General features: G+C 71.2%; 30 protein-coding genes. 15 read left to right on the top strand and 15 right to left on the bottom strand.

What is annotated here, in order from left to right:
• Positions 1 to 183: 183 nt before the first annotated feature.
• Together ABD357_RS16245 and ABD357_RS16240 are read left to right on the top strand one after the other, a co-directional pair.
• A complete protein-coding gene (locus ABD357_RS16245; protein ID WP_344390804.1) occupies positions 184 to 999 on the top strand; it encodes a DUF427 domain-containing protein in 816 nt (271 codons plus the stop codon).
• 143 nt (positions 1000 to 1142) lie between these two features.
• On the top strand, positions 1143 to 1802 hold the full coding sequence (locus tag ABD357_RS16240; RefSeq protein ID WP_344390802.1) for a DedA family protein: 660 nt from the start codon (positions 1143 to 1145) through the stop codon (positions 1800 to 1802).
• A gap of 147 nt (positions 1803 to 1949) precedes the next feature.
• Here ABD357_RS16240 and ABD357_RS16235 read toward each other — a convergent pair whose 3' ends face one another.
• Positions 1950 to 2480 carry a gamma carbonic anhydrase family protein gene (locus tag ABD357_RS16235; RefSeq protein WP_344390799.1) on the bottom strand — a complete coding sequence of 177 codons (531 nt, stop codon included), beginning with the start codon at positions 2478 to 2480 and terminating at the stop codon, positions 1950 to 1952.
• Positions 2481 to 2600: 120 nt separating this feature from the next.
• Between ABD357_RS16235 and ABD357_RS16230 the strand changes: the two genes are divergently transcribed.
• Positions 2601 to 3392: an acyltransferase gene (locus ABD357_RS16230; protein ID WP_344390797.1), complete on the top strand. Its 792-nt coding sequence runs from the start codon at positions 2601 to 2603 to the stop codon at positions 3390 to 3392.
• On the opposite strand, the gene ABD357_RS16225 is transcribed toward ABD357_RS16230, so the two are convergent.
• Positions 3389 to 4240: an EamA family transporter gene (locus ABD357_RS16225; protein ID WP_344390795.1), complete on the bottom strand. Its 852-nt coding sequence runs from the start codon at positions 4238 to 4240 to the stop codon at positions 3389 to 3391. The two genes, ABD357_RS16230 and ABD357_RS16225, sit on opposite strands and share 4 nt — an antisense overlap.
• A 93-nt stretch (positions 4241 to 4333) precedes the next feature.
• Here ABD357_RS16225 and ABD357_RS16220 point away from each other — a divergent pair, with 93 nt between their 5' ends.
• Both ABD357_RS16220 and ABD357_RS16215 read left to right on the top strand, forming a co-directional pair.
• Entirely contained in the window at positions 4334 to 4906 is a 573-nt protein-coding gene (locus ABD357_RS16220) for a helix-turn-helix domain-containing protein (protein ID WP_344390793.1), read from the top strand.
• A 43-nt stretch (positions 4907 to 4949) separates the two neighbouring features.
• A complete protein-coding gene (locus ABD357_RS16215; protein ID WP_344390792.1) occupies positions 4950 to 5507 on the top strand; it encodes a YbaK/EbsC family protein in 558 nt (185 codons plus the stop codon).
• 9 nt (positions 5508 to 5516) lie between these two features.
• Here ABD357_RS16215 and ABD357_RS16210 read toward each other — a convergent pair whose 3' ends face one another.
• Positions 5517 to 6614, bottom strand: coding sequence for a cation diffusion facilitator family transporter (locus ABD357_RS16210; protein ID WP_344390791.1), 1098 nt, complete (start codon positions 6612 to 6614; stop codon positions 5517 to 5519).
• 80 nt (positions 6615 to 6694) lie between these two features.
• Here ABD357_RS16210 and ABD357_RS16205 point away from each other — a divergent pair, with 80 nt between their 5' ends.
• The gene (locus ABD357_RS16205; RefSeq protein WP_344390789.1) at positions 6695 to 7036 is read left to right on the top strand and encodes an ArsR/SmtB family transcription factor; all 342 of its coding nucleotides are present in this window, start codon (positions 6695 to 6697) and stop codon (positions 7034 to 7036) included.
• A 118-nt stretch (positions 7037 to 7154) separates the two neighbouring features.
• Here the strand turns inward: ABD357_RS16205 and ABD357_RS16200 are convergent, their stop codons facing one another.
• The gene (locus tag ABD357_RS16200) at positions 7155 to 8702 is read right to left on the bottom strand and encodes an FAD-dependent oxidoreductase (RefSeq protein ID WP_344390788.1); all 1548 of its coding nucleotides are present in this window, start codon (positions 8700 to 8702) and stop codon (positions 7155 to 7157) included.
• 126 nt (positions 8703 to 8828) lie between these two features.
• Here ABD357_RS16200 and ABD357_RS16195 point away from each other — a divergent pair, with 126 nt between their 5' ends.
• The 3 genes from ABD357_RS16195 (at position 8829) to ABD357_RS16185 (ending at position 12223) form a co-directional block, all read left to right on the top strand.
• A complete protein-coding gene (locus tag ABD357_RS16195) occupies positions 8829 to 9005 on the top strand; it encodes a hypothetical protein (RefSeq protein ID WP_344390787.1) in 177 nt (58 codons plus the stop codon).
• A 101-nt stretch (positions 9006 to 9106) separates the two neighbouring features.
• A complete protein-coding gene (locus ABD357_RS16190) occupies positions 9107 to 11374 on the top strand; it encodes a catalase (protein WP_344390785.1) in 2268 nt (755 codons plus the stop codon).
• 33 nt (positions 11375 to 11407) lie between these two features.
• Positions 11408 to 12223 carry a VOC family protein gene (locus tag ABD357_RS16185; protein WP_344390784.1) on the top strand — a complete coding sequence of 272 codons (816 nt, stop codon included), beginning with the start codon at positions 11408 to 11410 and terminating at the stop codon, positions 12221 to 12223.
• A 25-nt stretch (positions 12224 to 12248) separates the two neighbouring features.
• On the opposite strand, the gene ABD357_RS16180 is transcribed toward ABD357_RS16185, so the two are convergent.
• The 3 genes from ABD357_RS16180 to ABD357_RS16170 all read right to left on the bottom strand — a co-directional run bounded on the left by ABD357_RS16180 (position 12249) and on the right by ABD357_RS16170 (position 13556).
• The gene (locus ABD357_RS16180; protein WP_344390782.1) at positions 12249 to 12656 is read right to left on the bottom strand and encodes a CoA-binding protein; all 408 of its coding nucleotides are present in this window, start codon (positions 12654 to 12656) and stop codon (positions 12249 to 12251) included.
• 111 nt (positions 12657 to 12767) lie between these two features.
• The gene (locus ABD357_RS16175; RefSeq protein WP_344390781.1) at positions 12768 to 13097 is read right to left on the bottom strand and encodes a TfoX/Sxy family protein; all 330 of its coding nucleotides are present in this window, start codon (positions 13095 to 13097) and stop codon (positions 12768 to 12770) included.
• Positions 13098 to 13106: 9 nt separating this feature from the next.
• A complete protein-coding gene (locus ABD357_RS16170) occupies positions 13107 to 13556 on the bottom strand; it encodes an SRPBCC family protein (protein ID WP_344390779.1) in 450 nt (149 codons plus the stop codon).
• A 73-nt stretch (positions 13557 to 13629) separates the two neighbouring features.
• On the opposite strand from ABD357_RS16170, the gene ABD357_RS16165 reads away from it, so the two are divergent.
• Both ABD357_RS16165 and ABD357_RS16160 read left to right on the top strand, forming a co-directional pair.
• The gene (locus ABD357_RS16165) at positions 13630 to 14517 is read left to right on the top strand and encodes an AraC family transcriptional regulator (protein WP_344390778.1); all 888 of its coding nucleotides are present in this window, start codon (positions 13630 to 13632) and stop codon (positions 14515 to 14517) included.
• 5 nt (positions 14518 to 14522) lie between these two features.
• Positions 14523 to 14966 (top strand): VOC family protein, encoded by a 444-nt coding sequence (locus tag ABD357_RS16160; protein ID WP_344390776.1) that lies wholly within the window; start codon positions 14523 to 14525, stop codon positions 14964 to 14966.
• A gap of 105 nt (positions 14967 to 15071) precedes the next feature.
• Here ABD357_RS16160 and ABD357_RS16155 read toward each other — a convergent pair whose 3' ends face one another.
• Positions 15072 to 15812 carry a VOC family protein gene (locus ABD357_RS16155; RefSeq protein ID WP_344390775.1) on the bottom strand — a complete coding sequence of 247 codons (741 nt, stop codon included), beginning with the start codon at positions 15810 to 15812 and terminating at the stop codon, positions 15072 to 15074.
• A 101-nt stretch (positions 15813 to 15913) separates the two neighbouring features.
• Between ABD357_RS16155 and ABD357_RS16150 the strand changes: the two genes are divergently transcribed.
• A complete protein-coding gene (locus tag ABD357_RS16150; protein WP_344390773.1) occupies positions 15914 to 16654 on the top strand; it encodes a class I SAM-dependent DNA methyltransferase in 741 nt (246 codons plus the stop codon).
• Positions 16655 to 16663: 9 nt separating this feature from the next.
• Here the strand turns inward: ABD357_RS16150 and ABD357_RS16145 are convergent, their stop codons facing one another.
• A complete protein-coding gene (locus ABD357_RS16145) occupies positions 16664 to 17593 on the bottom strand; it encodes an arginase family protein (RefSeq protein WP_344390772.1) in 930 nt (309 codons plus the stop codon).
• 218 nt (positions 17594 to 17811) lie between these two features.
• On the opposite strand from ABD357_RS16145, the gene ABD357_RS16140 reads away from it, so the two are divergent.
• The 3 genes from ABD357_RS16140 (at position 17812) to ABD357_RS16130 (ending at position 19875) form a co-directional block, all read left to right on the top strand.
• A complete protein-coding gene (locus ABD357_RS16140) occupies positions 17812 to 18603 on the top strand; it encodes a hypothetical protein (RefSeq protein WP_344390770.1) in 792 nt (263 codons plus the stop codon).
• Positions 18600 to 19154, top strand: coding sequence for a SixA phosphatase family protein (locus tag ABD357_RS16135; protein ID WP_344390769.1), 555 nt, complete (start codon positions 18600 to 18602; stop codon positions 19152 to 19154). Before ABD357_RS16140 ends, ABD357_RS16135 begins: the two co-directional genes overlap by 4 nt.
• 88 nt (positions 19155 to 19242) lie before the next feature.
• Positions 19243 to 19875 carry a YigZ family protein gene (locus tag ABD357_RS16130; RefSeq protein WP_344390768.1) on the top strand — a complete coding sequence of 211 codons (633 nt, stop codon included), beginning with the start codon at positions 19243 to 19245 and terminating at the stop codon, positions 19873 to 19875.
• Here the strand turns inward: ABD357_RS16130 and ABD357_RS16125 are convergent.
• The 6 genes from ABD357_RS16125 to ABD357_RS16100 form a co-directional block, all read right to left on the bottom strand.
• A complete protein-coding gene (locus ABD357_RS16125; protein ID WP_344390766.1) occupies positions 19870 to 21081 on the bottom strand; it encodes a hypothetical protein in 1212 nt (403 codons plus the stop codon). The two genes, ABD357_RS16130 and ABD357_RS16125, sit on opposite strands and share 6 nt — an antisense overlap.
• 70 nt (positions 21082 to 21151) lie before the next feature.
• The gene (locus ABD357_RS16120; protein WP_344390765.1) at positions 21152 to 21577 is read right to left on the bottom strand and encodes a hypothetical protein; all 426 of its coding nucleotides are present in this window, start codon (positions 21575 to 21577) and stop codon (positions 21152 to 21154) included.
• Positions 21574 to 22284, bottom strand: coding sequence for a vWA domain-containing protein (locus tag ABD357_RS16115; protein ID WP_344390764.1), 711 nt, complete (start codon positions 22282 to 22284; stop codon positions 21574 to 21576). Before ABD357_RS16115 ends, ABD357_RS16120 begins: the two co-directional genes overlap by 4 nt.
• 36 nt (positions 22285 to 22320) lie before the next feature.
• Positions 22321 to 23556: a protein kinase domain-containing protein gene (locus tag ABD357_RS16110; protein ID WP_344390762.1), complete on the bottom strand. Its 1236-nt coding sequence runs from the start codon at positions 23554 to 23556 to the stop codon at positions 22321 to 22323.
• Positions 23553 to 24872, bottom strand: coding sequence for a serine/threonine protein phosphatase (locus ABD357_RS16105; protein WP_344390761.1), 1320 nt, complete (start codon positions 24870 to 24872; stop codon positions 23553 to 23555). Before ABD357_RS16105 ends, ABD357_RS16110 begins: the two co-directional genes overlap by 4 nt.
• A complete protein-coding gene (locus tag ABD357_RS16100) occupies positions 24869 to 26272 on the bottom strand; it encodes a hypothetical protein (protein ID WP_344390760.1) in 1404 nt (467 codons plus the stop codon). Before ABD357_RS16100 ends, ABD357_RS16105 begins: the two co-directional genes overlap by 4 nt.
• Positions 26273 to 26332 lie beyond the last annotated feature (60 nt).

Raw genomic sequence — 26332 nt, 5'->3', positions numbered from 1 at the left:
ATGCTCCCTGCGGTGAACGCAACTCTGCACGCGTGAAAGCGCTGCGCCCAGCCAGCATAAGGGCTGACCGGTACATGATCTTCAACTTGACGCAACCCAACGGATCAACGACCCAGGGGAGCCCCTCGGTTCCATATGACCAGTTTTCTTGTCCTCGGCGGGGGCATCGGTGAGCATGGGTGAATGAGCGTTTTGTTCACCATGCGATCCGTACGGACCACCCCGGAGGGCTTCCTGTGGGAGCCCAGCGAACGCTGGGTCCGTGGCCGCAAGGGCGATGTCACCGTCGTCGACAGCCGCCACCCCGTACTCGTATGGGAACCGGACCGGCCCGTCCCTCTGTACGCGTTCCCCCGCGACGAGGTCCGCGAGGACCTGCTCCGGCCGGCGAAGAACCCGCGGACGGGCAAACACTCCGGATCGCAGATCTTCTACGACCTCGAAGTCGACGGCGAACTGCTGGAGAACGCTGCCTGGACCTACCCCACCGACGACCTGGCCGGCCACATAGCCTTCGAGTGGTCCGAGCGGAGCGGCCGGGGGCTCGACCTCTGGTACGAGGAGGAGGAAGAGATCTTCATCCACCCCAAGGACCCGCACCACCGGGTGGACGCCCTCGCCAGCAGCCGCCACATCCAGGTCGAGATCGACGGCACGGTCGTCGCCGACACCCGCCGCCCCGTTCTGCTCTTCGAGACCGGCCTGCCGGTGCGGTACTACATCCCGCGCGAGGACGTCCGCCTCGACCTCTTCGGCTCCACCGGCCACAGCACGGGCTGCCCCTACAAGGGCACCGCCGAGTACTGGTCATTGCGGGGCGACTTCGACGTCCCCGGGAACATCGTCTGGAGCTACCCGGACCCCGTGCCGACGGCGGCCGCCATCAAGGGACTCCTCGCCTTCTACAACGAAGCGGTCGACATCACCGTGGACGGCGAACGCCTCGAGCGCCCTGTCACTCCCTTCACCGAGACGCTCTCGCCGCGACCGTCGAGCTGACCTCCGACGCTCCGGTCGTGAGCAGCGGTGTGAGCAGTGGTACGCCGTTGCCGTCCCCGTCAGCGGGTACGCTGCCCCGGCGTGCGCTCATTCCGGAGCGCACGCCGGGAACGCGTGTTCAGTGACCAGGGGAGGAAGAGGCGTTGCACGTCCAGGAATGGCTCGAGACCGTGCCGGCGGTCAGTATCTACGTCCTGGTGGGCGTGGTCATCGGTCTGGAAAGCCTGGGCATTCCGCTGCCCGGCGAGATCATCCTGGTCTCCTCGGCGCTGCTCGCCTCCCAGCATGGCGAGATCGACCCCCTCATCCTCGGCACCTGCGCGAGCGCGGGCGCCATCATCGGTGACTCCATCGGCTATGCCATCGGCCGCAAGGGCGGACGCCCGATGCTGGCCTGGCTCGGCGGCAAGTTCCCCAAGCACTTCAGCGAGGGCCATATCGCCACCGCGGAACGGTCCTTCGAGAAGTGGGGCATGTGGGCCGTCTTCTTCGGCCGCTTCGTCGCCCTGCTGCGGATCTTCGCGGGCCCTCTGGCGGGCGTACTGCACATGCCGTACTGGAAGTTCCTCATCGCCAACGTCTTCGGCGGCATCCTCTGGGCAGGCGGCACCACGGCGGTCATCTACTACGTCGGAGTGGTCGCCGAGTCGTGGCTCAAGCGGTTCTCCTGGCTGGGCCTGGTGGTGGCGCTGCTCATCGGCCTCGTGTCGATGCTGGTCGTCAAGCGCAAGGCCAAGCAGATGTCAGCAGAGGCGGAGGCGCCTGCGGCAGCTGAGCAGGAGCCGGTGGCTGCCGTCGAGTAATAGCCTGCGGGTCCGGTGTGGCTGGTCGCTCCCCCACCCTCGGCTTCGCTCGAGCGGGGTACCCCCATCGCGGTGGAGCCGCACACAATGTCACAGCCCCGCGCCCCTCAAGGGGCGCGGTACCGCACCGGACTTCGGCAAGTCCGCTCAGCCCTCGTGCGCTTCCCGGTGAGTCTTGGCCAGCTCCACGTACACCGAGCTGTTCAGCGAGATCCCGTCCCGCTCCTCCGCCGTCAGCTCCCGCCGCACCTTCGCCGGTACGCCCGCGACCAACGACCCCGGCGGCACCCGCATCCCCTGCGGCACCAAGGCCTGCGCGGCGACCAAGGACCCCGCCCCGATCACGGCGCCGTTCAACACAGTGGCGCCCATCCCGATCAAGCAGTCGTCCTCAATCGTGGCCCCATGCACCACGGCGTTGTGCCCGATCGAGACGCGCTCGCCGATGGTGGCGGGGAAGCCCGGGTCGACGTGGAGCGTGCAGTTGTCCTGGACGTTGCTGCCCGTACCGATGACGATCGGCTCGAACTCGGCACGCAGCACCGCGCCGTACCAGACGCTCGCGCCCGCGTGCAGCGTCACATCGCCGAGCACCACGGACGTGGGGGCGGCGAACGCCTCCTGATCCACCTTCGGATCTTTGCCGCCCACGCTCGCGATCAGCGCCTTGTGCGTCATCGTCAACTCCTCGTCTCGTCGCTACCGGCACCGTAAGCCATCGGTCCGGATGGCCGGGTGGGGCGAAGATCACAGGCGTACGGCCTCTTGGGCGCGGCGCCCGCTGAGTACGGTGAGCGGGTGCCCAGGAGCAGGAACACGTTCTCGTCATGGCGGCGCCGCCTCGTCCAGCGCGCCGTGCATGCGGGCTGGGCCTGGGTGCAGCGCACGGGATCTGTGAGCGCCGAGAGCCCGGGGCGGTTCCGCTTCGGCGCGATGGGAACAGGTACCAGGCTGGCCTTCCCGCTCGGCACAGTCTTCGGTGAGCCGTGGATCCATCTCGGCGCCCACTGCATCGTTGCCGAACAGGTCACGCTGACCGCCGGGTTGATGCCTGATCTGGACCTCGGGCCAGATCCCATACTGCGCATCGGTGATGGTGTCGTACTGGGCCGCGGCAGCCACGTCATCGCCGACACGACGGTCACGATCGGCAGCGACTGCTATTTCGGGCCCTACGTGTATGTGACCTCTACAAACCACTCGTACGACGATCCCCACGAGCCGATCGGCAAGCAGTGGCCGCGGATGGAGGCGGTGGAGATCGGCTCCGGGTGCTGGATCGGGACGGGTGCGGTGATCCTGCCCGGTGCGCGGATCGGTCGGAACGTCGTGGTGGCGGCCGGTGCGGTGGTCCGGGGAGTGGTGCCCGACCACGCGGTGGTGGCCGGGGCCCCGGCGCGTGTCGTACGGCGCTGGTCGCCGGGCGACGGCTGGCAGCCACCCCTGCGTACGCCGGCGCCGGTGCCGATCCCCGAAGGAGTCACCCCGGACCAGCTGCTGGCCCTGACCGAGCTCGACGCCGAGAGCGCGGCCCGCCTCGCCGCGCTGGGCGCAGAGGGCGCCGTCGACGACGTACGCGCCGAGTCCTAACCGGTCGCGAGCAGTACGGTGCCGACTAGGGCCAGGCCCGCGCCCGCCGCCTGGACGCCGCGCAGCCGTTCGCTGAGGATGCCGCGTGCGGCCAGGGCCGTGACCACCGGGTAGAGCGAGGCGAGTACGGCCGCCACCGTGACCGGGCCTGTCTGGGCGGCCAGTGAGTATGTGCCGTTGGCCGCGACATCGGCGAGGCCTACGAAGGCGAGGGCCGGGAGCGCGGCCGGCGAGACCCTCGGGGGAGCCTCGGTGCCGCGGCGGACGGCGGCGTACAGGGCTGTACCGCCCGCGACGACGTTCGTCACGCGCTGGACGAACAGGGCGAGGAAGAGGCCGGTGAGGCTGGTCGATGCCTCGGCGATCAGGGCCATCACCGCGCCGAAGCCGAACGCCGCGAGCAGGGTGAGCAGGACGGCCTGCCGCTGCACGGGGGCGCCCTTGAACTGCGGGCCCCCGGCGAGCACGACGCCCACGACGGCGACCGCGATCCCCGCGAACTGCAACAGCCCCGGCCGCTCGCCGAGGACGAGACCCACGCCCACCGGGACGGCGACGCCGAGCGAGCCGAGCGGCGAGACGACGCCCATAGGGCCCAGGGCGAGCGCCTTGTAGAAGGCGAGCATCGCGACCGGCCCGACGAGCCCGGCCGCCACCGCGAACCACAGCTGCGGACCCATCTCGCTCCAGGCGCCCGTCGCCACGACGATCGCGCCGAGCACGACGGTGGCGATCGACTGCGAGACGACCACCACGGTCAGCGCCGGCATGCGTCGTGTCAGCAGTCCGCCGCCGAAGTCGGCCAGCCCCCACAGGAGGCTGGTGGCCAGGGCGAAGAGTGCTGTCACGGGATGCCTCGCAGTACAGTGAAGTGAACGAACAGGTGCACCACACCGTAGTGCAAAGCGTTGAACTAGGTCATTCAGAATATTGGACGTGATGTGTCGGACCTCAACCTGCTGACCCAGTCCCTGGCGCGCAACGTCAAGCGCTGGCGCAGCGAGCGCGGCTTCACCCTGGAGACGCTCGCCGCTCGCGCCGGGGTCAGCCGCGGCATGCTCATCCAGATCGAGCAGGCGCGCACCAACCCCAGCCTCGGCACCGTCGTCAAGATCGGCGACGCCCTCGGCGTCAGCATCACCACGCTGCTCGACTACGAGCAGGGCCCGAAGGTCCGGATCGTCCCGGCCGAGCAGGCCGTACGGCTCTGGCACACCGACGCCGGCAGCTACAACCGGCTCCTCGCGGGCACCGAGGCGCCCGGCCCGCTGGAGATGTGGGACTGGCTGCTGATGCCGGACGAGGGCAGCTCCTCGGACGCGCACCCGGCCGGCACGGTCGAGCTCATCCATGTCACGGCGGGCGAGCTGACGCTCACCGTCGACGGCACGGAGTACCGGGTCCCCGCGGGCGCGAGCGCCTCCTTCGAGGCCAACGTCCCCCATACGTACGCCAATTCGGGCGACGTACCCCTGGAGATGGTCATGACGGTGTCGGTGCCGGGCGTGCGCTGAGACACCCGTCGAAGGCCGCCGGTCCTCCTGTTAGCGTGCGGTCATGCGTGCACCGATCGGACACTTCGACAACGCCACGCCCGCGCCCGGCTGCCTCGACGAGCTGACCGGCCCGGTCGCCGACGCCGTACGCCACTGGCGCGGCAACGTCCCCGCCGAGCAGATCGTGTACGTCGACACCGAGCCGGAGTGGGCCGACACCGCCACATTCCTCGAGCACTACGGTCCGGAACTCCTCGACCAGTCGGCGAACTGCGTGGTCGTCGCGGGCAAGCGCGGCGGGGAGAGCACGCTCGCCGCGTGCGTCGTACTCTCCGGCACCCGAGTCGATGTGAACGGCGTGGTCCGGCGCCAACTCGGCGCGCGCAAGGCGTCGTTCGCGCCGACGGACACGGCCACCGGCGAGACCGGGATGGAGTACGGCGGGATCACGCCGATCGGGCTGCCCGCCGACTGGCCGGTGCTCGTGGACTCGACGGTGGTCGATCTGCCGTACGTCCTGGTCGGCAGCGGCCGCCGGCGCGGGAAGCTGCTGGTGCCGGGGAAGGCGTTCGCGGAGTTGCCGAACGCTGTCGTGCTGGAGGGTCTCGGCGTCGCCTGACCCGGTCGGTCACGCCGTGTGGTGGGCCAGGGCCAGGTGGGGATCCGTCTCGCCGGGTGCGGGTGACGGGTCGGCGTGGACCAGGGCCGCGGTGAGCCCGGGAACGGCGTGCAGCAGGGCGTGCTCCGCCTCGACGGCCACGCGGTGCGCCTGGCGTACGGTCACGTCACCGTCCACGACCACCGCCACCTCGGCCCGCAGCCGGTGGCCGATCCAGCGCAGCCGCAGCTCGCCGACGGCCTGCACGCCCGGCACCTCCCGCAGTGCCCGCTCGGCCCGGTCCACCAGCGCCGGGTCGATCGCGTCCAGCACCCGGCGGAAGACTTCGCGTGCGGCGTCGCGCAGTACCAGCAGCAGGGCCGCCGTGATCGCCAACCCGACGATGGGGTCGGCCAGTTGCCAGCCGAGCGCCGCGCCGCCCGCACTCAGCAGGACGGCGAGCGAGGTGAAGCCGTCCGTGCGCGCGTGCAGACCGTCCGCGACGAGCGCGGCCGAGCCGATCGCGCGGCCGACGCGGATGCGGTAGCGGGCCACCCACTCGTTGCCCGCGAAGCCGATGAGGGCCGCGGCGGCGACCACCGGAAGGTGCTCGACCGGGCGCGGATCGAGCAGCCGGTCGACCGCCGTCCAGCCCGCGAAGACCGCGGACCCGGCGATCGTCAGCACGATCACGAGGCCCGCCAGGTCCTCGGCCCGGCCGTAGCCGTATGTGAACCGCCGCGTGGCCGCGCGCCGGCCCAGCACGAAGGCGATCCCGAGGGGTACGGCGGTGAGCGCGTCCGCAGCGTTGTGCACGGTGTCGCCGAGCAGCGCGACCGAACCGGAGACCACGACGACGCCCGCCTGCGCCGCGGCGGTCACACCAAGCACGGCCAGTGAGATCCACAGGGCCCGGATGCCGCGGGCGGAGGACTCCAGGGCGGCGTCGACCTTGTCGGCGGTCTCGTGGGAGTGGGGGGTGAGGAGGTGGCTCAGCCGGTGGAGGGGACGGGAGAGGCGCGAGCGATGCCCGTCGCCGTCATGACCGTGACCATGCTCGTGGCTGTGACCGTGTTCGTGTCCGTGCTCATTCTGGTGGTGGGCGTGCCCATGGTGCTCGGCGCTCACAAGCGACCCCTTTCCGTGCCCGGGAGTGGAACTCCACGCGGGAGTGGACTCGGCAAGGCCCACGGAGCCATTATGTGCGTATGAGCGCACGCATGCACCTATCACCTGCGCAGGATGCGCATCCGCGCACCCCCGGCGAGGAGCAGTTCGCCCTCGCCGCCGAAGTCCTGGCCCTCCTCGGCGACCGCACCCGGCTCGCGCTGCTGCACGCCCTGGCCGACGACGAGGCCGACGTCACGACGCTCACGGAGCGGTGTGGCGCCGCGCGCCCGGCGGTCAGCCAGCATCTGGCGCGACTGCGTCTCGCTGGCCTGGTGAACACCCGCAAGGAGGGCCGCCGGGTGATCTACTCCCTGCGGGACGGCCATCTGCGCCGGGTCGTGGACGAGGCGCTCGCGCTCCGCTGGGTGAGGCGGTATTAAATCTGCAGGTCCGTCGGGGCTGGTCGCGCAGTTCCCCGCGCCCCCAAGGCGCTACCGCGCCTAAGGGTCCGGTAGGGCACCGGACTTCGGCAGTGCGTTGGAGGGCCTGCCCGGCCCGTCAGTCCTCCAGCGGCTCCTCTTCGTGCACGTCTCGCTGCTCCAGAGCGTGCGTCGCCGGCCCCTGCACCACCCGGCCGTCCGTGTCGAAGCGTGAGCCGTGGCAGGGGCACTCCCAGGCGCGCTCCGCCGCGTTGAACGCGACCAGGCACCCCATGTGCGTACACCTCGCGGACACGGAGTGCAGGCGCCCGTCCTCGTCGCGATAGACCGCGCAGCGCTGTCCGCCGTGCCGGACGACGGCGCCGGTGCCGGGCGCGATGTCGGCCAGGGAGTCGGCGTGCGACGGCGGGATGCGGTCGCCCACGAAGTGCCGGGCCACCTTCGCCTGGTGCCTGAGGAAGGCCGGGGCCTCACGGAGTACGGAACGCAGGCGCCGCGGATCGTACAGCTCGGCCCACGGCGGGCGGTCGCCGACGATGAGCCCGGCCAGCAGCCGGCCGGCCATGATGCCGCCGCTGAGCCCCCAGCCGCCGAAGCCCGTCGCCACGTACGCGTGGCGGGACATCGGGGGCAGCGGGCCGACGAGCGGTACGGTGTCGGTGGAGTCGTTGTCCTGCGTGGCCCATCGGTAGGTGGGCGTGATGTCCGGGAAGTGTTCCTCGGCCCAGTCGGTGAGGCGGGCGAACCGTTTGTCGGTGTCGCCGGTTCCGGGGGTGAAGTGCTCGCCGGTTACGATCAGCAGTCGCCGGCCGTCCTCGTACGGGGCGGTGCGGACCGAGCGGGTGTCCTCCTCGGGCGTGATGTACATGCCGTCCGGGTCCCGGTCCGCCGCGAGCGGTGCGGCCACGACGAGCTCGCGTCGCGGGGAGAGCCGGGTGAACAGCAGCGCCCGGTCGAAGACCGGATAGTGCGTGGCGATCACAACCGCGCCGGCGGTCACCCGCGCCCCGGTCTCCGCCGTCAGACGGCAGGCGTCGCCCGTTTCGAGGCCGACGACCCGGGTGCGCTCGTGGATGAGGGCGCCCCGGGCCCGTAGATCCTCGGCTAGGGCGAGGAGGTACTTGCGCGGGTGGAACTGGGCCTGGTGCGCGACACGGACCGCACCGGCCACGGAGTACGGGAGACCGGTCTCGGTCACGAACTCCGCGTCCAGGCCGGCCCCGCGGGCGGCCTCCGCCTCGGCGCGGAACTCGGCGGCCCGGCGCTCGTCCCGGATGTAGGTGAACGCGCTCCTGCGCTCCCAGTCGCAGTCGATGCCCAGTTCGTCGACGAGGGCCGCGGCGTGCTCGATCGCCTCGGTCTGCGAGCGTGCGTACAGGTGCGCCGCCTCCGGGCCACGGGTCCGGCGCAGCCGGTCGTAGATCAGCGTGTGCTGGGCGGACAGCTTCGCGGTGGTGTGGCCGGTGACGCCCGCGGCGACGCGGTCGGCCTCCAGGACCGCGACACCACGCCCGGCGCGGGCGAGCTCCCAGGCCGTGCTGAGGCCGGCGATGCCCGCGCCGACCACGGCCACGTCGACGGTCACATCCGTGTCGAGCGGCGGATACGTCTCACCGGGCGCCGTGTCGATCCAGTACGAGCCCCGGATGTCTGCCTTCTCGGTCATGAGCCCCGAGTCCCCCCGAACCGGGGGCCGATGCGTGCCCTCCGCCCGGGCGCGGAACACGCCCCCGTTTCGAACGCTGGCGCCGGGTACTCGCAGTCACGAACGGAGGACGTAGGAGGTGCCCTCGTGGAAACCGGCACCAGCACAGACATCGAGTCGTCCGGCGTCAAGCCGGAGATCACGGACCGCGGGCCCCAACAGGGTGCGCGCGCTGTTCCTTCCGCGAGCGGGGGCGGCAGGGACGATCGGGGTGAACAGGAGCCCGTGGACCTGCAGAGCAGCATCATCCTGGGGGAGGACTGATCGCTCCGCGCGGCACGGGTCAGCCGAGGTCCGGCTGGTTCAAGGGCCCGGTCGGGGGTACCCAGGGCGGCGCAGACCACTCCCCGACAGCTGGAAGTGCGATGAGCGACAAGAACCCGCTGAAGACCGCCGCGGACAAGGCCGCCGACGTACTGCGCGAAGACGGTCCGACGGACGGCGTCCCCGGCAAGCCGGCGGCGCGGACGCCGTCGGTCGCCGAACCGACCGAACCCCACGCACCGCTCCCGCCCAAACCCGACCAGACCGCACCCGAGACGGTCAGTCCGACGGGACGCCGCACGGGCGCGGACCAGTCCACCAACGCCCAGGGTGACGTCTACCTGAGCACGGCTCAGGGAGCCAGGCTCTACGACACCGACCACTCGCTGAAGGCCGGTGAGCGTGGGCCGGTTCTGCTGCAGGACCACCATCTGCGGGAGAAGATCACCCACTTCGACCACGAGCGCATCCCCGAGCGGGTCGTGCACGCGCGCGGTGCCGCCGCACACGGTGTCTTCCGGAGCTACGGCACCGCTGCGAAGGTCACCAAGGCGGCCTTCCTGACCGGCGAGGCCGAGACCCCGGTGTTCGTACGGTTCTCCACGGTGCTCGGCTCGCGCGGCTCCTCGGACACGGTGCGCGACACGCGGGGCTTCGCGACGAAGTTCTACACCGGCGAGGGCACCTTCGACCTGGTCGGGAACAACATCCCGGTCTTCTTCATCCAGGACGCGGTCAAGTTCCCGGACATCATCCACGCCGGAAAGCCGCACCCCGACCGGGAGATCCCCCAGGCACAGAGCGCCCACGACACGTTCTGGGACTTCGTCACGCTGCACACCGAGGCCACCCACCACACGCTGTGGAACATGTCCGACCGGGCCATCCCGCGCTCGTTCCGCACGATGGAGGGCTTCGGCGTCCACACCTTCCGGCTGGTCAACGCCGAGGGCGCCACCACGCTGGTGAAGTTCCACTGGAAGCCGAAGCTCGGCGTGCACTCCCTGGTGTGGGAGGAGGCGCAGCTCATCAACGGCATCGACCCGGACTTCCACCGCCGCGACCTCGCCGACGCCATCGAGGCGGGCGCCTACCCGCAGTGGGAGCTGGGCATCCAGACCTTCCCGGACACGGCCGAGCAGACCTTCGAGGGCATCGACCTGCTCGACCCGACGAAGATCGTCCCGGAGGAACTGGCTCCCGTGCAGCCCGTGGGCATGCTGACGCTGAACGCCAACCCGTCGAACTTCTTCGCCGAGACCGAGCAGGTCGCCTTCCACCCCGGCCACCTCGTGCCCGGCATCGACATCACCGACGACCCGCTGCTGGCCGGCCGGCTCTTCTCCTACCTGGACACCCAGATCTCCCGCCTGGGCGGGCCGAACTTCGCGCAGCTCCCCGTCAACCGCCCCCACACCCCGGTCAACGACATGCACCGGGACGGCATGCACCAGACGGCCGTCCACACCGGAGCGGCGCCCTACCGGCCCAACTCCCTCGACGGAGGCTGCCCGTTCCTCGCGGGCGCCGACACCGGCGCGTACATCGAGACACCGGTGGAGGTGCCGACGGCCAGGAAGCAGCGTGAGGCCCCGGCCTCCTTCTCGGACCACTTCAGCCAGCCCCGGCTCTTCTGGCGCAGCATGTCCCCGGTGGAGCGCGAGCACATCATCGCGGCGTACACCTTCGAGCTGGGCAAGTGCTACGAGCAGGCCGTCAAGGAGCGAGGGCTCCGGGTGCTCGCCAACATCGATCCCGAACTGTGCGAGCAGGTCGCCACCGGTCTCGGCCTGCCCGCACCCGAGGCCACCGTTCCCCTGACGGCCGTCGACCCCAGCCCCGCCCTCTCACAGCTGGGCCACACCTGGCCGCTGGACGGGCGCGTCATCGGCATCGTCACCGACGAGCGCGGCGACCTCGACGGCGTACGCACCGTGCGCCGGGCGGTCCTGGACGCGGGCATGGTTCCGCTGGTGATCGCCCCGGCCGGCGGCAAGCTCGACGCGGAGGGCGAGCCGGTCCAGGTGCAGCGCACCTTCGCCACGGCCCGGTCGGTCGAGTACGACGCCGTCCTGCTGGCGGGCGCCCCGGGACCCGGGAGTGACGCCTACGGAGCGCGGGACGCCAAGGCGGGGGATGCTGATACGGAAGCAACCACGGACCCGCGGGTGCTTCTGATGCTGTCGGAGGCCTACCGGCACGGGAAGGCCATCGGCGGCTGGGCGGGTGCCGAAACCGCCCTCGATGCCGCGGGCGTCCCGGCCGGTGCGCCAGGCGTCGTGACCGCGAACAGCGGCACGAGCGCCCTGGAACAGATCACCCGGCTGCTGGGCGAGCACCGCGTCTGGGAGCGATTCGGCACCGGCTGAGCACACCGGTCAGGAAGCCAGGACGGTACTGCCATGAACCGTGACACCACAGTTCAAGACGAAGTCATCTCCAGTCAGTCGGTGTTCGGCGCCCCATGCTGGGTCAGCCTGACGGCACGCGACGAAGCCGCCGCGGAGGACTACTACCACGCGGTGTTCGGCTGGAAGTTCCGCTCGGTCCCGCTGGGCGACCGCTTCCGGATCGCGTACGCCAACGATGTGCCGGTCGCGGGCATCGCGGCCGTGGCCTCCATGTGGCAGATGGCCGTCGCCTGGACCCCCTACTTCGCCGTGTCCAGCGCCGACGACGCCGTCGCCCGGGGGCAGGAACGCGGCGGCACGACAGCGGTCGGCCCGATCGCGTTCCCGCCCGGCCGGGCCGCTCTCCTCGCGGACCGCGACGGAGCGGTCTTCGGCATCTGGGAGGGCCGGCTCATCTCCGGCTGGGAGTCGTGGCGCCGGGCCGCCCCCGCCTTCGTACGACTGCACACCCGCGACGCCTTCGACGCCGCCATATTTTACGGCGAGGTCCTCGAGTGGGCGTCCAAGCGACCCGGCTGCTGCGAGGTCCGCTACGAGGCGGACGAGGTCGTCCTGCGCAGTGAGAACGAGATCGTGGCCCGGATCCACTCCGGCGCCGTGGAGGCGGCGCCCGATCCCACGATCCGGCCGCACTGGCAGATCCACTTCGCGGTCCCCGACGTCGAGGCCTGCGTCCCCGCCGCGCTGGCCCACGGCGGCACCGTCGTCCGGGTCGGCACCTCGCACAAGGAGGTGCCCCCGACGGAGGCGGTGCTCCGGGATCCCGACGGGGCGCAGTTCACGGTGACGTCGCGCAGGAACCGCTGAGGACGGGCAGCCGGCGGTCGCGGACTCAGCCGAGCTGCGGGATCTCGATGGCCGGGCAGCGGTCCATGACCATGTCGAGGCCCGCCGCACGCGTCCGTTCGTACGCAGCCTCGTCGATGACGCCCAGCTGGAACCAGACGGCCTTCGCGCCGATGGCGGCGGCTTCATCGGCGACAGGGCCGGCCAGGTCACTGTTGACGAACACATCGACCACGTCCACGTCGAAGGGGATGTCCGACAGGGACGCGTACCCCTTCTCCCCGTGCACCGTCTCGGCCTTCGGATGCACCGGCACGATGCGCTTGCCGTAGCGCTGCAGGACGGCGGTGACTCCGTAGGCCGCCCGGCGCTCGTTCGTCGACAGTCCGACGACCGCCCAGGTGTCACCGAGCTCGGTGAGGATCTTGCGGACCGTTGCTGAGTCGCCGTACACGATCGGCCTCCTTGGGGTTTCCTGCGGTGCCTGCTCTGGCAGGCAACAGCGGGCGGGCAGCCGTGATTCCCGCCCGCTCGGCAGGTCCGAGTCCGGCCTCGGAGTCCGGCTTCACTTGGGAGGCAGGCCCGCCGCGAATGCGTACCCCTCGTCGATCCAGGCGCCGAGCGCTTCGTCCTCCGCGAGCGCGGAGGCGGCGACCAGGATCCAGCCGCGCATCGGGCGCCCGGTCATGTCGAAGACCCGCGTTCCCGGCCGGGCGAGGGCCGCGTCGGTGGCGTCCGGGCCGACCCGGACCATCAGGTCGTCGTCGCTGACGCCCACGGCCATGTTGCCGCGGTACATGAAGGCGAGCCCGCCGAACATGCGCTTCTCCGTGATGCCGGGATCCGCACCCAGATGCTCACGAATCCGCTCGGCCAGTCCTTCGTCGTACGCCATGGAAGGCCCTCATTCCTGTTCGGTGAGCCGGTGTTCGAGGCTGCGCAGGTCCTTGGTGATCGAAGAGCGGACCTGGCGGGACAGGAGCGGTGCGGCCAGCCGGTAGAAGCCGCCTTCGCCGCCCCGGACGCGGATGCGGGCGAGGGTTCCGCGTGGGTGGGGCTCGAAGGCGTAGGTGACGTGCATGGGGAACGGACCGGCCACCGAGACCATGTCCAGCAGCCGTCCGGGCTCGTATGCGGCCACCCGCAGCACATAGTCGATGCGCCGCCCCAGGAAATAGGCGGTACGGGTGACCTCGGCGCCCGCACCGAACCCGCCCCCCTCCGCCTCCCGGGTCAGCTCCGCCGTGCGGATGCCCCGGGTCCACTCGGCGTCGTGGCGCCAGTCCGTCGCGTACGCGGCCACCCGATCGGGAGGCAGTGGGAGGACTCTCTGCGCCGTCACGTCGATGGTCATGGGTCCAGAATCCCCGGCATCGGCGGTGGACGCACCGTCCGGACGTACGGCCCGGACATCGCATACTGGCCGTATGGCGGCTGCGTCGGTGCGGGACGGTGAGGCGTTGCGGGAGTTCGTGCGGGGAACGCCCGGGCTTGCGGGCATGGTCGTGTCCGCGGTGGGTTACCGCACCCGTGGGCTGACTCCGGCCCTGCACAGGGGGCTGCCCTCGCCGTACCTGACCTTGATCTTCTCGCTGGACGGGCCCGTGACCAGTGGACTCACTCCCGAGCAGGCGCGCGGCGCCGATGCGGTACGCACCGACATCGTGATGGGCGGGTTGCATCAGCGCCCGGCGTACGTGATCCAGCCGGAGCACGAGGCAGGCATCCAGCTGGCCCTGCATCCGCTGGCGGCGCGCAGGCTGCTCGGGCTGCCGGCCGGTGCGCTCGCGGACCAGATCGTCGCATCGGGGACGGATGTGCTGGGCCGGCGCGTGACGGAGATTCATGAGCGGCTGCAGGAGCAGACGGAATGGGAGGCGCGGTTCGCCCTGCTCGCCTCGTATCTGCGAGGGCGTGCGGCCCAGGAGGACCGAGCCGGACGGGTGAGGCCCGAGGTGGGTGAGGCCTGGGCCTGGCTGGCCCGGCATCGCGGGGCCGGCACCCTGGACGGGCTCGCCGAGCACGTGGCGCTCAGTCCCCGCCGGCTCACCACGCTCTTCCGGGCCGAGACGGGACTGAGCCCCAAGCAGGCCGCCCGGCTGATGCGCTTCGAGCACGCCAAGAGCACCGTGGTCCGTGAGCTCACCGCGGGAGCCTCGCCGAACCTGGCGCAGATCGCGGCCGACTGCGGCTACTACGACCACTCCCACCTGGTGCGGGACTTCCGCCAGTACACCGACGTCAGCCCCACAGCCTGGCTCGCCGAAGAGTGCCGGAATATCCAAGCGGGCGGCCACCGCAACGGCGAACAGTGAGAGGCATGAACACGAACACCACAGCAACCCAGCAACGTGTCCCCGGCGTCTGGCCGACGCTCCAAGCCCATGACGCGCCGGGCCTGATCGACTTCCTCGTCGACACCGTCGGATTCCTGCGCACCGCCGTGTACGAGGACGGCGACCGCGTGGCCCACGCCCAGCTCGACTGGCCCGAGGGCGGCGGCATCATGCTCGGCTCGTACAACCCGGACAGCAAGCCATGGTCCCTGCAACCGGGCACCTTCGGCGCCTACGTCGTCACCGACCGGGTCGACGACCTCTACGAGCGGCTGAGCGGAGCCGGAGTGAAGATCATCCGCGCGATCGAGGACCAGCCGTACGGCAGCCGCGAGTTCGCGATCGCCGACCCCGAGGGCAACAAGTGGTCCTTCGGTACGTACCGGGGTGAGCCGAGCCCGGCCGGCACCGTGGACGACAGGACCTGAGACGCCAGGAACTGATCACTGGAAACCGTGCGCGGCGGCGCTCCGCCGCGCATTCCGTGAGGCAGCCACTGCCCGATCTCGCGCGGAGTGTCGTCGAGCTCCGCGTCAGGACCGGGCGAGGACGCAGAACTCGTGGCCCTCCGGGTCGGCCAGACACGTCCACGGGACGTCGCCCTGGCCGACGTCGAGATCGGTGGCGCCGAGGGCCCGCAGCCGGGCCACCTCCGCAGCTTTGTCGTCACCGGGGTCCGGCACCAGGTCAAGATGGACGCGGTCCGGCACGGTCTTCACGCCGGGCGTGCGGAGGAACTCGAGATACGGGCCGACACCCTTGGCGGAGCGCCACACCGCATGATCGTCGGTCACCTCGTGCAGGGTCCAGTCCATCGCCTCGTCCCAGAACCGGGCCATGGCCCGTGGATCGGCGCAGTCGACCACCACCGCGGCGATCGGCCCGGTGTCCCGGTAGATCTCCCGAGGCTCCAGCACGCAGAACTCGTTGCCCTCCGGGTCGGCGAGGACCGTCCACGGCACTTTGCCCTGGCCCACGTGGGCGGGCGTCGCACCGAGAGCCTTCAGGCGCGCGACCAGCTCCGCCTGATGGGCTGCGGAGGTGGTGGCGAGATCGAGGTGCACACGGTTCTTTGTTGTCGTCTTGGGTTCCGGGACGGCAATGACGTCGACGCAGACGGTGACCGGGTCCAGCCAATCGAAGCCGACGGGCTGAGCGGCGGTCGCACCGGGTTCCTGGCTGGTAACACGCCAGCCGAGCGCCTCCGCCCAGAACCGGCCGACCACCGAGTCATCAAGAGCCTTTATGTTCACCAGGACAGGTCGCAGCGTCATGCCGGCGATCCTATGCACCGCTCCGCAAAGACATCCGCAAGTACCGTCGCCGAACAGAAAACCGCGGGCGTCCGCCGGGACGCAGGCGGTACGTTCCCCAAATGCATGATGAGGACGGCTACTTCGGGGAAAAGGTGGCGGCCGGCTACGACGAGTCGTCGGCGGACATGTTCCGCCCGGAGGCGGTGGATCCGGCGGTCGACCTGTTGGCCGGGCTCGCCGGCGACGGCCGGGCGCTCGAACTCGGCGTCGGCACCGGCCGGATCGCACTGCCGCTGGCCCGGCGCGGGATCCTGGTCCATGGCATCGACATGTCGCGGGCCATGGTGGCCCGGCTGCGCGCCAAGCCCGGCGGGGACAGCGTCGGGGTGACGATCGGCGACTTCGCCACGACGCGGGTGGAGGGCACGTTCGCGGTCGCCTATCTCGTCTTCAACACGATCAACAATCTGACGTCGCAGGACGCCCAGGTGGCCTGCTTCCAGAACGCCGCCGCGCATTTGCGGCCCGGTGGCTGCTTCGTCATCGAGGTGGGGGTGCCGGAGCTGCGCCGGCTGCCGCCCGGGCAGAACGCCGTGCCATTCAACATCAGCCCGACACAGTGGGCGTTCGACATCTACGACGTCGCCACCCAGGCGATGAGTTCGAACTACGTCACGATCGTCGACGGGCGTGCCGAGCACGAGTACTACCCGTTCCGGTACGTGTGGCCGTCGGAACTCGATCTGATGGCGCGGCTTGCCGGAATGCGGCTGCGCGACCGGTGGGAGGACTGGACACGGGCGCCGTTCACCAGCGAGAGCCGTCGGCATGTCTCGGTCTGGGAGAAGCCCGCCGGCTGACGGCCGGCTTCAGTGAGCGCTGCGCGGCGCCGACAGGCCCCGGCACAGGCACTCGGTGAGGCGGGCGGCGATGCTGCCGTCGCGGTCGAGGCGGGGGTTGAAGATCGTGACGTCGAAGCCGACGGCTCGCTCGCCGGCCAGGGCCGTGCGCAGCACGCTCTCGAGCTCCGGCCAGGTCAGCCCGCCCGGGATGCGGTAGTCGACGGCGGGCATCACCGCGTCGTCCAGTACGTCGACGTCGAGATGGACCCAGTACCCGCTGCTCCCGCCCCTGTTGAGCCGTTCGACCGCCTGGTGCGCGGCGTTGTCGGCGCCGAGAGCCCGTACCGCATCGAGGTCCAGCGCGTGCAGCCCCGGTGGCAGCGGCTGCATCCCGGCCGCGGTGGACTCCTCGGTGTCGCGGAAGCCGAGGGCTACGACGTCCTCGTCCCTCAGCAGCGAACCACGGCCCTCCAGGTCGGTCAGCAGGCTGGGCCCGCGGCCCGTGACCAGGGCGAGTTCCATCGAGGCAACCTCCCCCGTCGGCTCCGCGGACGGCTGGTAGAAGTCGGTGTGGCCGTCGAGGAACAGCAGGCCGTAACGCCCCCGGCGGCGCAGGGCGAGGAGATTGCCGAGCAGGATGCTGCAGTCACCGCCGAGGAGCACGGGGAAGCCGCCCCGGTCCAGTACGCCGCCCACGGCGTCGGCCAGCGCGACGGAGTGCCGCGCGATGCCGACCGGGTTGAGCACCCCGGTCTCGGCGTCGCGCCTCGGGTCGTACGCCGCCGCCTCGACCCTCCCCCACTCTCGGCTTCGCTCGAGCGGGGGGACCCCCATGGCCACCGCCGCCCCGAGGCGGTCGAGCAGCCCGGCGTCGCGCAGGGCACCCGGCAGATCCTGCACCCCGGACGGCCGCAGTCCGAGCACGGAGGGCGCCTCGACGACCATCAACTCACGCACGCCCGAACTCCTTTGTCCGCCGATATGCCCCCTGGGTGCCGGCTGTTCGAGTACCGCCGCCACAGGACCATAGTGCCGCATAACGGACACTCCCTCCTGGGCCGCCGCCGACCGGATGCGGCACGGATCGACCGCGTGCGGCCCCGTCCACCACCGCGCGGCTCCCGAATGACGCGCGTCCCCCTGCGCCAGGCCGCCCACGGGCCTACGCTCACCCCGTGCTCCGTATCACCGACGCCCGAACCGGCGAACCCGCCGACGCCGCCCCCGCCCGCCGGGGCCTGACCCGCGTCGAGGCCCATGTGCCGCGCGCCGACACCACCGGCCTGCGGGTGCTCCTGGTCGCCGACATACTCGTACGCGCCCTGGAACTCAACGGGACGCCCGTCTGGACGGTGCTGACCGCCCCGGAAGGGCCAGCGGAACTCCGGGAACGCGCCTCGGCCCTCGGCATCCGGCCGTTCGAGGACCACCGGATCGGCGAACCGGCGCTGGGCGAGGCACAGGTGCTCCGTGTTGTCGCGGCTTCGGAAGGCCCGGGCGGCGGCGAGGACGACGAGGCGCCGCCCGGCGTACGAGTCGAGGTCGCCCCCGTGCACGACGAGGCCCCGGCCGATGACGAGAGCGTTCCGGTTCATGAGGCCGGAGAGGGGAGCGAGGAGCCCGAGCCCTCCGCTCTGCGTCTCGCCCTGCTCGCGCGGCCCCGCCGCGAACCCCTCCGGCTCGACCCGGCCGGCCTGGCCGACGCCGAGAAGGTCCTCAGCCACTGGCGGGGAGCCGTCGCCACCTGGGCCACTCATCCGTCCAGTCCCATCCCCGATCCCGTACGCCAGCAGCTGCGCGCCGCCTGGGAGGACGACCTGGACGTGCCCGCCGTACTCGACGTACTGCGCAGGGTGGCGACGTCCCAGACCGTTCCGGACGGCGCCCGCTTCGAGACGTACGCCTACGCCGACCGCCTCCTCGGGCTCGAACTCACCCGTGACATCGGCCGCGGGACCCCGTCATGAACGCGCCCGCCGGAGCGCCCCCGCGGCGCCGCCTTGTCGTCCTGCGGCACGCCAAGTCGGCCTGGCCGGACGGCGTCGCCGACCACGAAAGGCCGCTCGCACCGCGTGGCCGCCGTGACGCCCCGGCCGCCGGCCGCGCGCTCGCTGCCGCCGACTGGCGGCCCGACCTAGCGCTCTGCTCCACCGCGGTGCGCGCCCGCCAGACCTGGGAACTGGCCGCGGCCGAATGGGCCACACCTCCTCCCGTACGCCACGATCCGCGGCTGTACGCCGCCGACGTACCCGAATTGCTGGCAGTGGTGCGCGAAGTGCCCGACGAGGTCAGGACGTTGCTGCTGATCGGGCACAACCCCGGCCTTGAGGAACTGGTGCTCACCCTGGCCGGGGACAGCCTCAACGACGCGCTGGACGAGGTCCGCACGAAGTTCCCCACGTCGGCGATCGCGGTCCTCACCTGGTACGGCGACACCTGGCGGTCCCTCGGCCCCGGCATGGCGCTGCTCACCGACATGACCGTGCCGCGCGGCAAGAAGCCGGGCAGGCAGGGCTGACCTCTGCACCTGACTTCCGCACCGGGCGGCCCGACGGGAGGCACGCGCGCGTGCGGAACGTTTCGCGTGCGGCACATACGCTGGCCCGATGCAGGACGAGTACCGCACGGTGCCCCGCGCAGGCGTGCACGAGACCGAAGTCAACCGCTCCCGCTTCCTGTGCGCGCTCGCCCCGGCGGCCACCGAACAGGAGGCCCAGGAGTTCATCGCGGCCGTACGGAAGGAGCACGCGGACGCCACGCACAACTGCTTCGCGTACGTCATCGGCGCCGACGCCTCCGTGCAGAAGGCGAGCGACGACGGCGAACCGGGCGGCACGGCCGGCGTCCCGATGCTGCAGATGCTGCTGCGCCGCGACCTGCGGTACGTCGTCGCCGTCGTCACCCGCTACTACGGCGGCGTCAAGCTCGGCGCGGGCGGACTCATCCGCGCGTACGGGGGAGCGGTGGGCGAGGCCTTGGACACCCTCGGCACCATCACACGTAAACGTTTCCGTCTCGCCACCGTCACCGTCGACCACCAGCGGGCCGGCAAGGTGCAGAACGACCTGCGGTCGACCGGGCGCGAGGTACGCGACGTCCGGTACGGAGAGGCCGTCACCCTCGAGATCGCCCTCCCGGACGCGGACGTGGAGGCGTTCCGGGCGTGGCTGGCCGATGCCACGGCGGGGACGGCGGGGTTCGAGCTGGGTGGAGAGGCGTACGGGGACGCGGGCTCATGACGGTGAGGGTTCCGGGGTGAGCTCCTCCTCGCCGATCTGGGTGTCCGCGTTGTAGATGGTCACGACCCCGTCGTGGATCACATAGCGGTACGGGTCGTTGTAGGCCTCGTACCCGTCGGACGTCTCCTCGGCGTTCATGGCGATGCCCTTCTCACGCTGGTCGCTGAACTCGCCGAAGTAGTACAGCGAACCGTCCGTGGTGCGGCACAGCGTGATCTGCTTGTTCGAGGTGCGGAAGGCATCGACCAGCTCGGCGCCGTCGCCGCCGGGGAGTTCCGCCGCGATGCGGCCGGGGCAGGCGGGCGCGGTGCTGGCCGGGGTGGAGCCGTCGTCCGGTGAGCCGTCGGAGTCGAAGGCGTTCGCGCACCCCTTGGCCAGCATCCCCAGCACGCCCCAGATGAGGATGGCCCCGATGCAGCCGCCCAGCCAGTTGGACTTCTTCGCAGGCAACGGCCGTACGGGGCGCGGCGGGGGCATGGGGCGCGGGGTGTACGTCGGCCCCGGACTCGGGACGGTCGGGGCGACGGAGGGGGCCGTGGGCGGTCGGTAGCCCGTGGTGGCCGGCGGAGGGAAGAAGACTCCGTCCGTTCGCGCGCCGGAGGAGGCGCTCGGGCGGGTGCTCCCGGAGCGGGGACGGGTGCCGCCGGCCGACGTGCCGGCACCCGAGGGTCTCGGAGGCGTCCGGTCCGGGGGCGTCGAGGCGGCGGGCCGCGTCCTCTTCGGCGTGGGTTTCCTGGGCGCCGTCTTGCGCGGGGCGGTCGCCTTCCTGGCTCCGGACTCCCCGGACGACGGTGTCTTCGGCGCGGTCTTCTTGGTGGCCGACTTCCAACCCGTGCCGCAGGCGATGCAGGAGAGGTCCGTCCGCGCGTTGTTGGTGTCGCACTCCGCGCAGCGCCAGTCGGCCGACGGCCGCGCCGTTCCGGGCCGCTTGGCGGCGGGACGGGAGCCACCCGCGCGGGACGACGCGGACTTCGGTGTGGCCGGGCCCCCGCCGGAGGACACGGACTTCGCCGGTTTCGAGTCGGTGCGTTTCGCCGTGGGCTTCGGAGTTGTCGAGTCCGTGCGTTTGGCCGTGGACTTCGGGGTGGTCGAGCTCGCGCGGGGCGCGGCAGTACGCCGGGCCCCTCCGCAGATCGTGCAGGACGTCTCCGCGGGCTCGTTGTACGTGTCGCAGTCCGCGCAACGCCAGTTGGCCGATGCCGCCACCCCTTGCCCTCCTCCTGTTGATCCGTCCGGGAATGGGACGACCGTGAACCTCCGCCGGGCGCCACGAGGTTCAGCCGGGGTCGTCGGCGACCCGGGCCATCACGTCCTGGAACAGTTCTTCGGACGCCGCGCCCGCGGGCGCGACGATCCACTGCTGCGAGTCCACCGGGGTCCGCTCCAGCGGCGTGTCCTCGCCGGCGTCGTCCTGGCGCTCCGGAACCCCGTAGTGCCGCCGCAGCACCTCGGTGTACTCGTCCGCCTCGTTCACCCGGTCCTGCGGAACGTCCACCCGGATCACGAGGAGCCCAGGAGTCGGACGCTCCTGGGCCCGCAACTGGAAGATCCACTGGTGGGCTCCGTCCGGGCCCTGCGGCACCAGCCTGATCGAAGCGCAGCGGCGCACGTTGAAGCCGATCCGGCAGAACCCGTGCCAGTCGAAGATCAGGCGGCCGTCAGCCGTGCACTCCAGCTCGAAGTCCGGCCAGTCCAGCTTCACAGGCTGTTCGCGATCGTCTCGATGATCTCGTCCATCTCGAACTCCTCCAGTCCCTGGCCCGCCTTGGAGGCGAAGTGAAGGGTGAGGTCCCACTCCTCGGCGATCGGGTCCGACCAGGGAGTCTCGTCCGGCGCGAACAGCACCAGTCGCTTCGCCGACTGCTCCATGACCGCGGTCTGACTGCGGGCGTAACCCCACTGCTCGAAGAGCTCGTCGATGCCGCGCGGGATGCCCGCGGGATACGTCGGGGCGGATGTGCCGACGGTGCCCAGCGGATGGGCGGGCGCGTCGGTGAACATCACGATCACATGGCGACGGCGGTCCAGCCCCGTCTCCCAGGGGGAGTTGATCGCCAGAGCGAGCGCCTCAAGACCCGACTCGGGGATGTCACCACCGCCGGATGCGTCGATACCGCGGACGAACTCCTCGAAGTCCTTGGCCTGCGACGGCAGATGGAGGAACTCGGTCTGCTGGATGGCGTTCGAGGCGTCGTCGCCGAAGTCACGGAAGGCGATGGCCTTCAGCCGCAGCTGGCTGATCGCCTTGCCCTTCTTGGCCATCACGTCGTTCAGCCGGTCGTGGAACTGCAGGGCGCTCGACTTCACGTTGTCGAGGACGGGGAACATGCTGCCCGTGGCGTCGACGCACAGCACGATGTCGACGGCGTACTGCAGATTTCCCTGGTACTGCTCGATGTTCGCGCTCATTACGGGCCTCCTGGTAGCGGGCGGATGGGGCGGGGGTCACGCGGAGCCGCGGCCCGGGTCGCGATCGCGGTTGCCCAGATTGATCCGGACTCGGGACCGCGGAGCGGGAGCGCCCTCGGACGGCGGTGTGGGTGCGGGAGGCACTGCCTCGGTCGCGGGCGGTGGAACAGGCTTCGACGGCGACGACGGCGACGACGGCGACGACGGCGATCGTTCGGCCGGCCGGCTGCCGCCCGGCCGTCCCGTCGACTTGAGATTGGTCTTGATACGGCTCGTCCGCGGGCCGGAGTCCGGCGGCCCGTCCGCCCCGGACTCGGCGGACCTGCCGGTGGCGTCCCCCGCCGGCCCCTTGGCGGTGGCCGTGCCGGGGCGCCGGTGCTGCAGAGCGCACACCTTCGGATCGGCGAGTGTCTTCAGGAACGTCGCCATCCGGGGGCGGCTTCTGGGGATCCGAGTGGTCATGGCGCGCAGCAGACCCAGCATGGTGTCCGACAGCCGGGTGTCCAGGTCGAGTTGCTCACCCGCGTTGACCGCGTCGGCCGGCGAGCCGTATCGCCTGTCGTGGTGCGGCAGTTCGCCCGTCAGATAGAGGTGGGTCATCAGGCCGAGCGCGAACACGTCCACCGCGCAGGTCAGATGCTCGGGGCCGGCCGAGTCGTCGCGCTGCATGTACCGGCGCCACTCGGGCGCGCCGTAGACCGAATCGCCCGCGATGTCGTCGGGGTCCGGCGGATTCCCCGAGACATACGAGTCGTCGAAGTCGATCAGCTTCGCCGTGTGGAACGCGGCGCCGTCCCGCTTCTGCACGAGGACGTTGAGCGGTTTGAGGTCCCCGTGCACGATGTCGATGTCGTGGAGTTGCTTCAGACTCATGCCCAGCGTCTTCAACAGCACCATTTTCTGGCGGGGTTCAAGGGCCTGCGGCTTCTCCAGACTGGAGGTGTCGATCCGCTCCGTGACCTTGTAGTACGTGCTGCCCTCGTGGAAGAAGTCCGTCGCGAGCACCAGGTTTCCGCCGCCACGCGCGTCCGGGCGCAGCCGCTTCATGATCGTCCGGTGCCGCTCCTCGAACTCGCGGGCGAGCTGGCGGCGGATCCGCAGACTTGGTGTGTCACGTGTGTCGTCGTCGCGAGGCCGCTTGGGCTCCAGGAACCTCTTGACGAAGTAATGGGAGCCGCCCTTCTCGGCGAACGCCCATATGCATTTGCCTCCGTTGGCGTTCGTGGGCTCGCTCGTGATGCGGTAACCCCCGATGACATCGCCCTGCTTCATGCGCGCTCCTCGGGTGCGGGCGGCAGATGGATCTCGTAGCCGGCCCGGTAGGCCTGCCACGTGGTGTCCTGCCAGAGGCGGACGCGCGCCGGAAGCCCCGCGGGATCCTCGGGCGCCGGTTTCGCGACCGCTTCGGACGCGGCAGGTGTGCGGTCCAGGCCGCGCGGACGGCTGCGTACGTAGCGATCGGCCAACTCCTGGTAGCGGGGCGCGAACCGGTCGCGGAGCTCCTGGAACGTGGGGTAGCCGAGGGCCAGTACGGCGAGCGAGGCGTCGTCCGCCGTGTAACTCTGCACCTCGCGACGGATCTGGTCGGCCCATTCGCCCTCGGTGTGGGCCTGTTGCAGCGTGCGCAGCAGCATGCACTCGAAGTCGGGCGGGGTGTGCACGTAGCCGAAGAATCCGTCGGTCGCGACCACCAGGACGCACGGCATCCGATACCTCAGCCGCTGGCTGTCGATTGTGAACTCCCGGTCCGCGCATACCAGGTTGGTCATCGGCGGATCCGTGCGCAGGAGTTCCAGGGCGTCGCTCTCCCGGGTGTGGTCCCGGGTCAGCACCTGCAGGCCGGCGTCCTCGCGCAGGACGTACGCGCGTGAGTCCCCGGCCCACAGGGGCTGCAGTTCCAGGCCGCCTTGGGCGTCGAGTACGCGGTAGTGCACGGCGGCAAGCGTGGTGGGCAGCTGGCGGCGCATGGTTCCGCTGATCTTGCTGCGGCGCTGCGGGGCGGACGCCAAGAAGTACTTGAGGTACTCGTGGAGTGTCTCCGGCGTGGCCGTTTCGCCGCCCGACACCTCGCGGAACCAGATGTCGGTCGCCAGTCGCGCCACGCGCGCGCCGACCCACGCGCTGGTACGGGACGTGCCGTCCGCGGCCTGCCACACGGGTGCGGCGCCGGCGCCGCCGGACCCGTCGAACACCGAGAGCAGGCCCTGCCCGCTGGGCGAGTGATGGGCGACGAAGGGTTCGGCGTCCTCGCCGCGGCCCGGAACCCGCTCGGTCCACACGGACAGGGCCTGCAGCAGGTGGTGACTCTCATACCAGATCCGTTGCGGCGGCGACCGGTCCGCGGAGGGCCGGTCCACGAGCCCGTCGGGGCTCGACCCGCGCTGCTCCTCCCGCACAACCGGACGCTCGCCCGCGCCGGACCGGTCCGCCGGCGTCTCGGAGGCGCGCGGCGGCTGGGGCGACATCGCCCACCAGGCGGGCGGCGGACCCGAGGGGTACGGCTGTCGAGCGTCCGGCGGCGGCGAGGCGGCCGGCGCGCAGGCCGGGGCCGTGGCTGGGCGCCGGTCCGAGCGGTCGTGTTCGGTCATCGGTGCTCCCCGTCGTGCCCGGTGGTGCCGGAGGTTCCCCCGCGGGGGCGTTTGGCGGTTCCGCGCACCCTGCTCACCCTGGGGGCCGCAGGTGCGGAGGACGTGTCGTCCGGATCGGTGGCCGGGCCGGAGCGGGTGTGCTTCGCGTCCGCGGGCCCGCCGTCGGAGGAGCGGCGCGCGGCGGACGTGTCCTCGGAACGTTCCGCCCGCCCGGCGTCCTTCGCGCTCGGTGCCTCGGGCGGTCGCCGGGCCGGGCCCGTACCGCTCGCGTCCGGCAGCGGTTCGTCGGCGGGCGGCCCCGAGACGCGGGAGGACCCCGAGACGCGGCTCGCGCCGGTCTCGCGTCCGTCCCGGAATCCCCGCGACCGGCGGGTGGTCTCACCGCCCTCCCGTCCGCTGTCCGTGCCGCCACGTGAGGAGGGACGGCCGGCGTCCTCGTCGTACGGGCCGCGCAGCACCTCGCCCTTCAGCGGCTCGCGTGCGAGCTCGGCGTCGTCGGAGCCGGGTGTCTCCTCCGGCCCCGCGTCCAGGGCGCGGGCCAGGCTGCCGCGGAGCCGCCCGCGGCGCGTGGCGGCTTCGAACAGTCCGTCTCCGTCGCGGAGCACCTCGTCGAGGACGGCCCGCTCCAACTCTGCCTGTTCGAAGGGTTCGCGGTCGGCGTCGCCGCGCTCCAGGACCATGCGCATGACCTCGCGGCGGACCTCCCGCTTTTCCGCCTCGTTCTTCTCGATCCAGGCTAGGGCGGCGCGCGGGCCCTCCTTCTCCATGATCCCGGCGATCAGCCCGTCCACGCCCTCCTCGCGGATCATGTCCAGGTGCCGCCTGCGGCGCATGCCCTCGAGCCGTGTCTCGCGCACGACGTCACGGAACTCCCGCCCGCTGGCGGCGATCTCGTCCTCGTCGACGAGCAACTCGATCTGGATGTTGCGCAGCCGGATGGCGTCATCGCCGGTGAAGGTGGCCAGGGCGGCGTTGAGGGCCATCTCCGCCTCGTGGAACTCCGCGATGTCGTAGTCCCGGGCGACCGTGCGCAGCGTCTGACGCAGAACGCCGTACAGCGCGCCGCTCATGTCCCGGATGCCGCGCTGGACGACCTTCGCGGGGTCGGCCACCCGGCACACCAGGTCGACCCGGCTGCGGAAGGAGAACGTGGGGTCACGGCTGATCAGAGGGATGTCCAGGATGAGCCGGTGCTCCGTCATGTCGACGGTGAACACGCTTTGGTACGTCCCGAACCGCGACGAGGGGATCTCCTCACCGCTGCGGATCGTCAGCGACGAGCCGCTGTCCCGGACGAGGACCAGGGCGCGGCCGGGGGCCGGCGGCCGCAGCGGATTCGTCAGCCGCCACTTGGGCAGTTCCTCACTGCCCAGCACCGGGTCGTAGGTCTGTTCCTCCAAGGTTCCTCCCCTCCCTCTTCCTTCTCTGGTTCATCTGCTGTCCGCTGCCGCGCCGGACCT

The organism is Streptomyces vastus, from assembly GCF_039532825.1.
GTDB classification, from domain to species: Bacteria; Actinomycetota; Actinomycetes; order Streptomycetales; family Streptomycetaceae; genus Streptomyces; species Streptomyces vastus.
This window is presented reverse-complemented; position numbering and strand designations above follow the sequence as displayed.

Excerpts from the sequence above, each read along its gene's own strand:
- ABD357_RS16115 (WP_344390764.1), bottom strand. The coding sequence starts at position 22,284 with ATGAGCGCGAACATCGAGCAGTACCAGGGAAATCTGCAGTACGCCGTC.
- ABD357_RS16175 (WP_344390781.1), bottom strand. The coding sequence starts at position 13,097 with ATGGCGTACGACGAAGGACTGGCCGAGCGGATTCGTGAGCATCTGGGT.
- ABD357_RS16235 (WP_344390799.1), bottom strand. The coding sequence starts at position 2,480 with ATGACGCACAAGGCGCTGATCGCGAGCGTGGGCGGCAAAGATCCGAAG.
- ABD357_RS16190 (WP_344390785.1), top strand. The coding sequence starts at position 9,107 with ATGAGCGACAAGAACCCGCTGAAGACCGCCGCGGACAAGGCCGCCGAC.
- ABD357_RS16245 (WP_344390804.1), top strand. The coding sequence starts at position 184 with ATGAGCGTTTTGTTCACCATGCGATCCGTACGGACCACCCCGGAGGGC.
- ABD357_RS16165 (WP_344390778.1), top strand. The coding sequence starts at position 13,630 with ATGGCGGCTGCGTCGGTGCGGGACGGTGAGGCGTTGCGGGAGTTCGTG.
- ABD357_RS16155 (WP_344390775.1), bottom strand. The coding sequence starts at position 15,812 with ATGACGCTGCGACCTGTCCTGGTGAACATAAAGGCTCTTGATGACTCG.
- ABD357_RS16170 (WP_344390779.1), bottom strand. The coding sequence starts at position 13,556 with ATGACCATCGACGTGACGGCGCAGAGAGTCCTCCCACTGCCTCCCGAT.
- ABD357_RS16160 (WP_344390776.1), top strand. The coding sequence starts at position 14,523 with ATGAACACGAACACCACAGCAACCCAGCAACGTGTCCCCGGCGTCTGG.
- ABD357_RS16215 (WP_344390792.1), top strand. The coding sequence starts at position 4,950 with ATGCGTGCACCGATCGGACACTTCGACAACGCCACGCCCGCGCCCGGC.
- ABD357_RS16130 (WP_344390768.1), top strand. The coding sequence starts at position 19,243 with ATGCAGGACGAGTACCGCACGGTGCCCCGCGCAGGCGTGCACGAGACC.
- ABD357_RS16135 (WP_344390769.1), top strand. The coding sequence starts at position 18,600 with ATGAACGCGCCCGCCGGAGCGCCCCCGCGGCGCCGCCTTGTCGTCCTG.
- ABD357_RS16200 (WP_344390788.1), bottom strand. The coding sequence starts at position 8,702 with ATGACCGAGAAGGCAGACATCCGGGGCTCGTACTGGATCGACACGGCG.
- ABD357_RS16150 (WP_344390773.1), top strand. The coding sequence starts at position 15,914 with ATGCATGATGAGGACGGCTACTTCGGGGAAAAGGTGGCGGCCGGCTAC.
- ABD357_RS16185 (WP_344390784.1), top strand. The coding sequence starts at position 11,408 with ATGAACCGTGACACCACAGTTCAAGACGAAGTCATCTCCAGTCAGTCG.
- ABD357_RS16205 (WP_344390789.1), top strand. The coding sequence starts at position 6,695 with ATGAGCGCACGCATGCACCTATCACCTGCGCAGGATGCGCATCCGCGC.
- ABD357_RS16105 (WP_344390761.1), bottom strand. The coding sequence starts at position 24,872 with ATGACCGAACACGACCGCTCGGACCGGCGCCCAGCCACGGCCCCGGCC.
- ABD357_RS16110 (WP_344390762.1), bottom strand. The coding sequence starts at position 23,556 with ATGAAGCAGGGCGATGTCATCGGGGGTTACCGCATCACGAGCGAGCCC.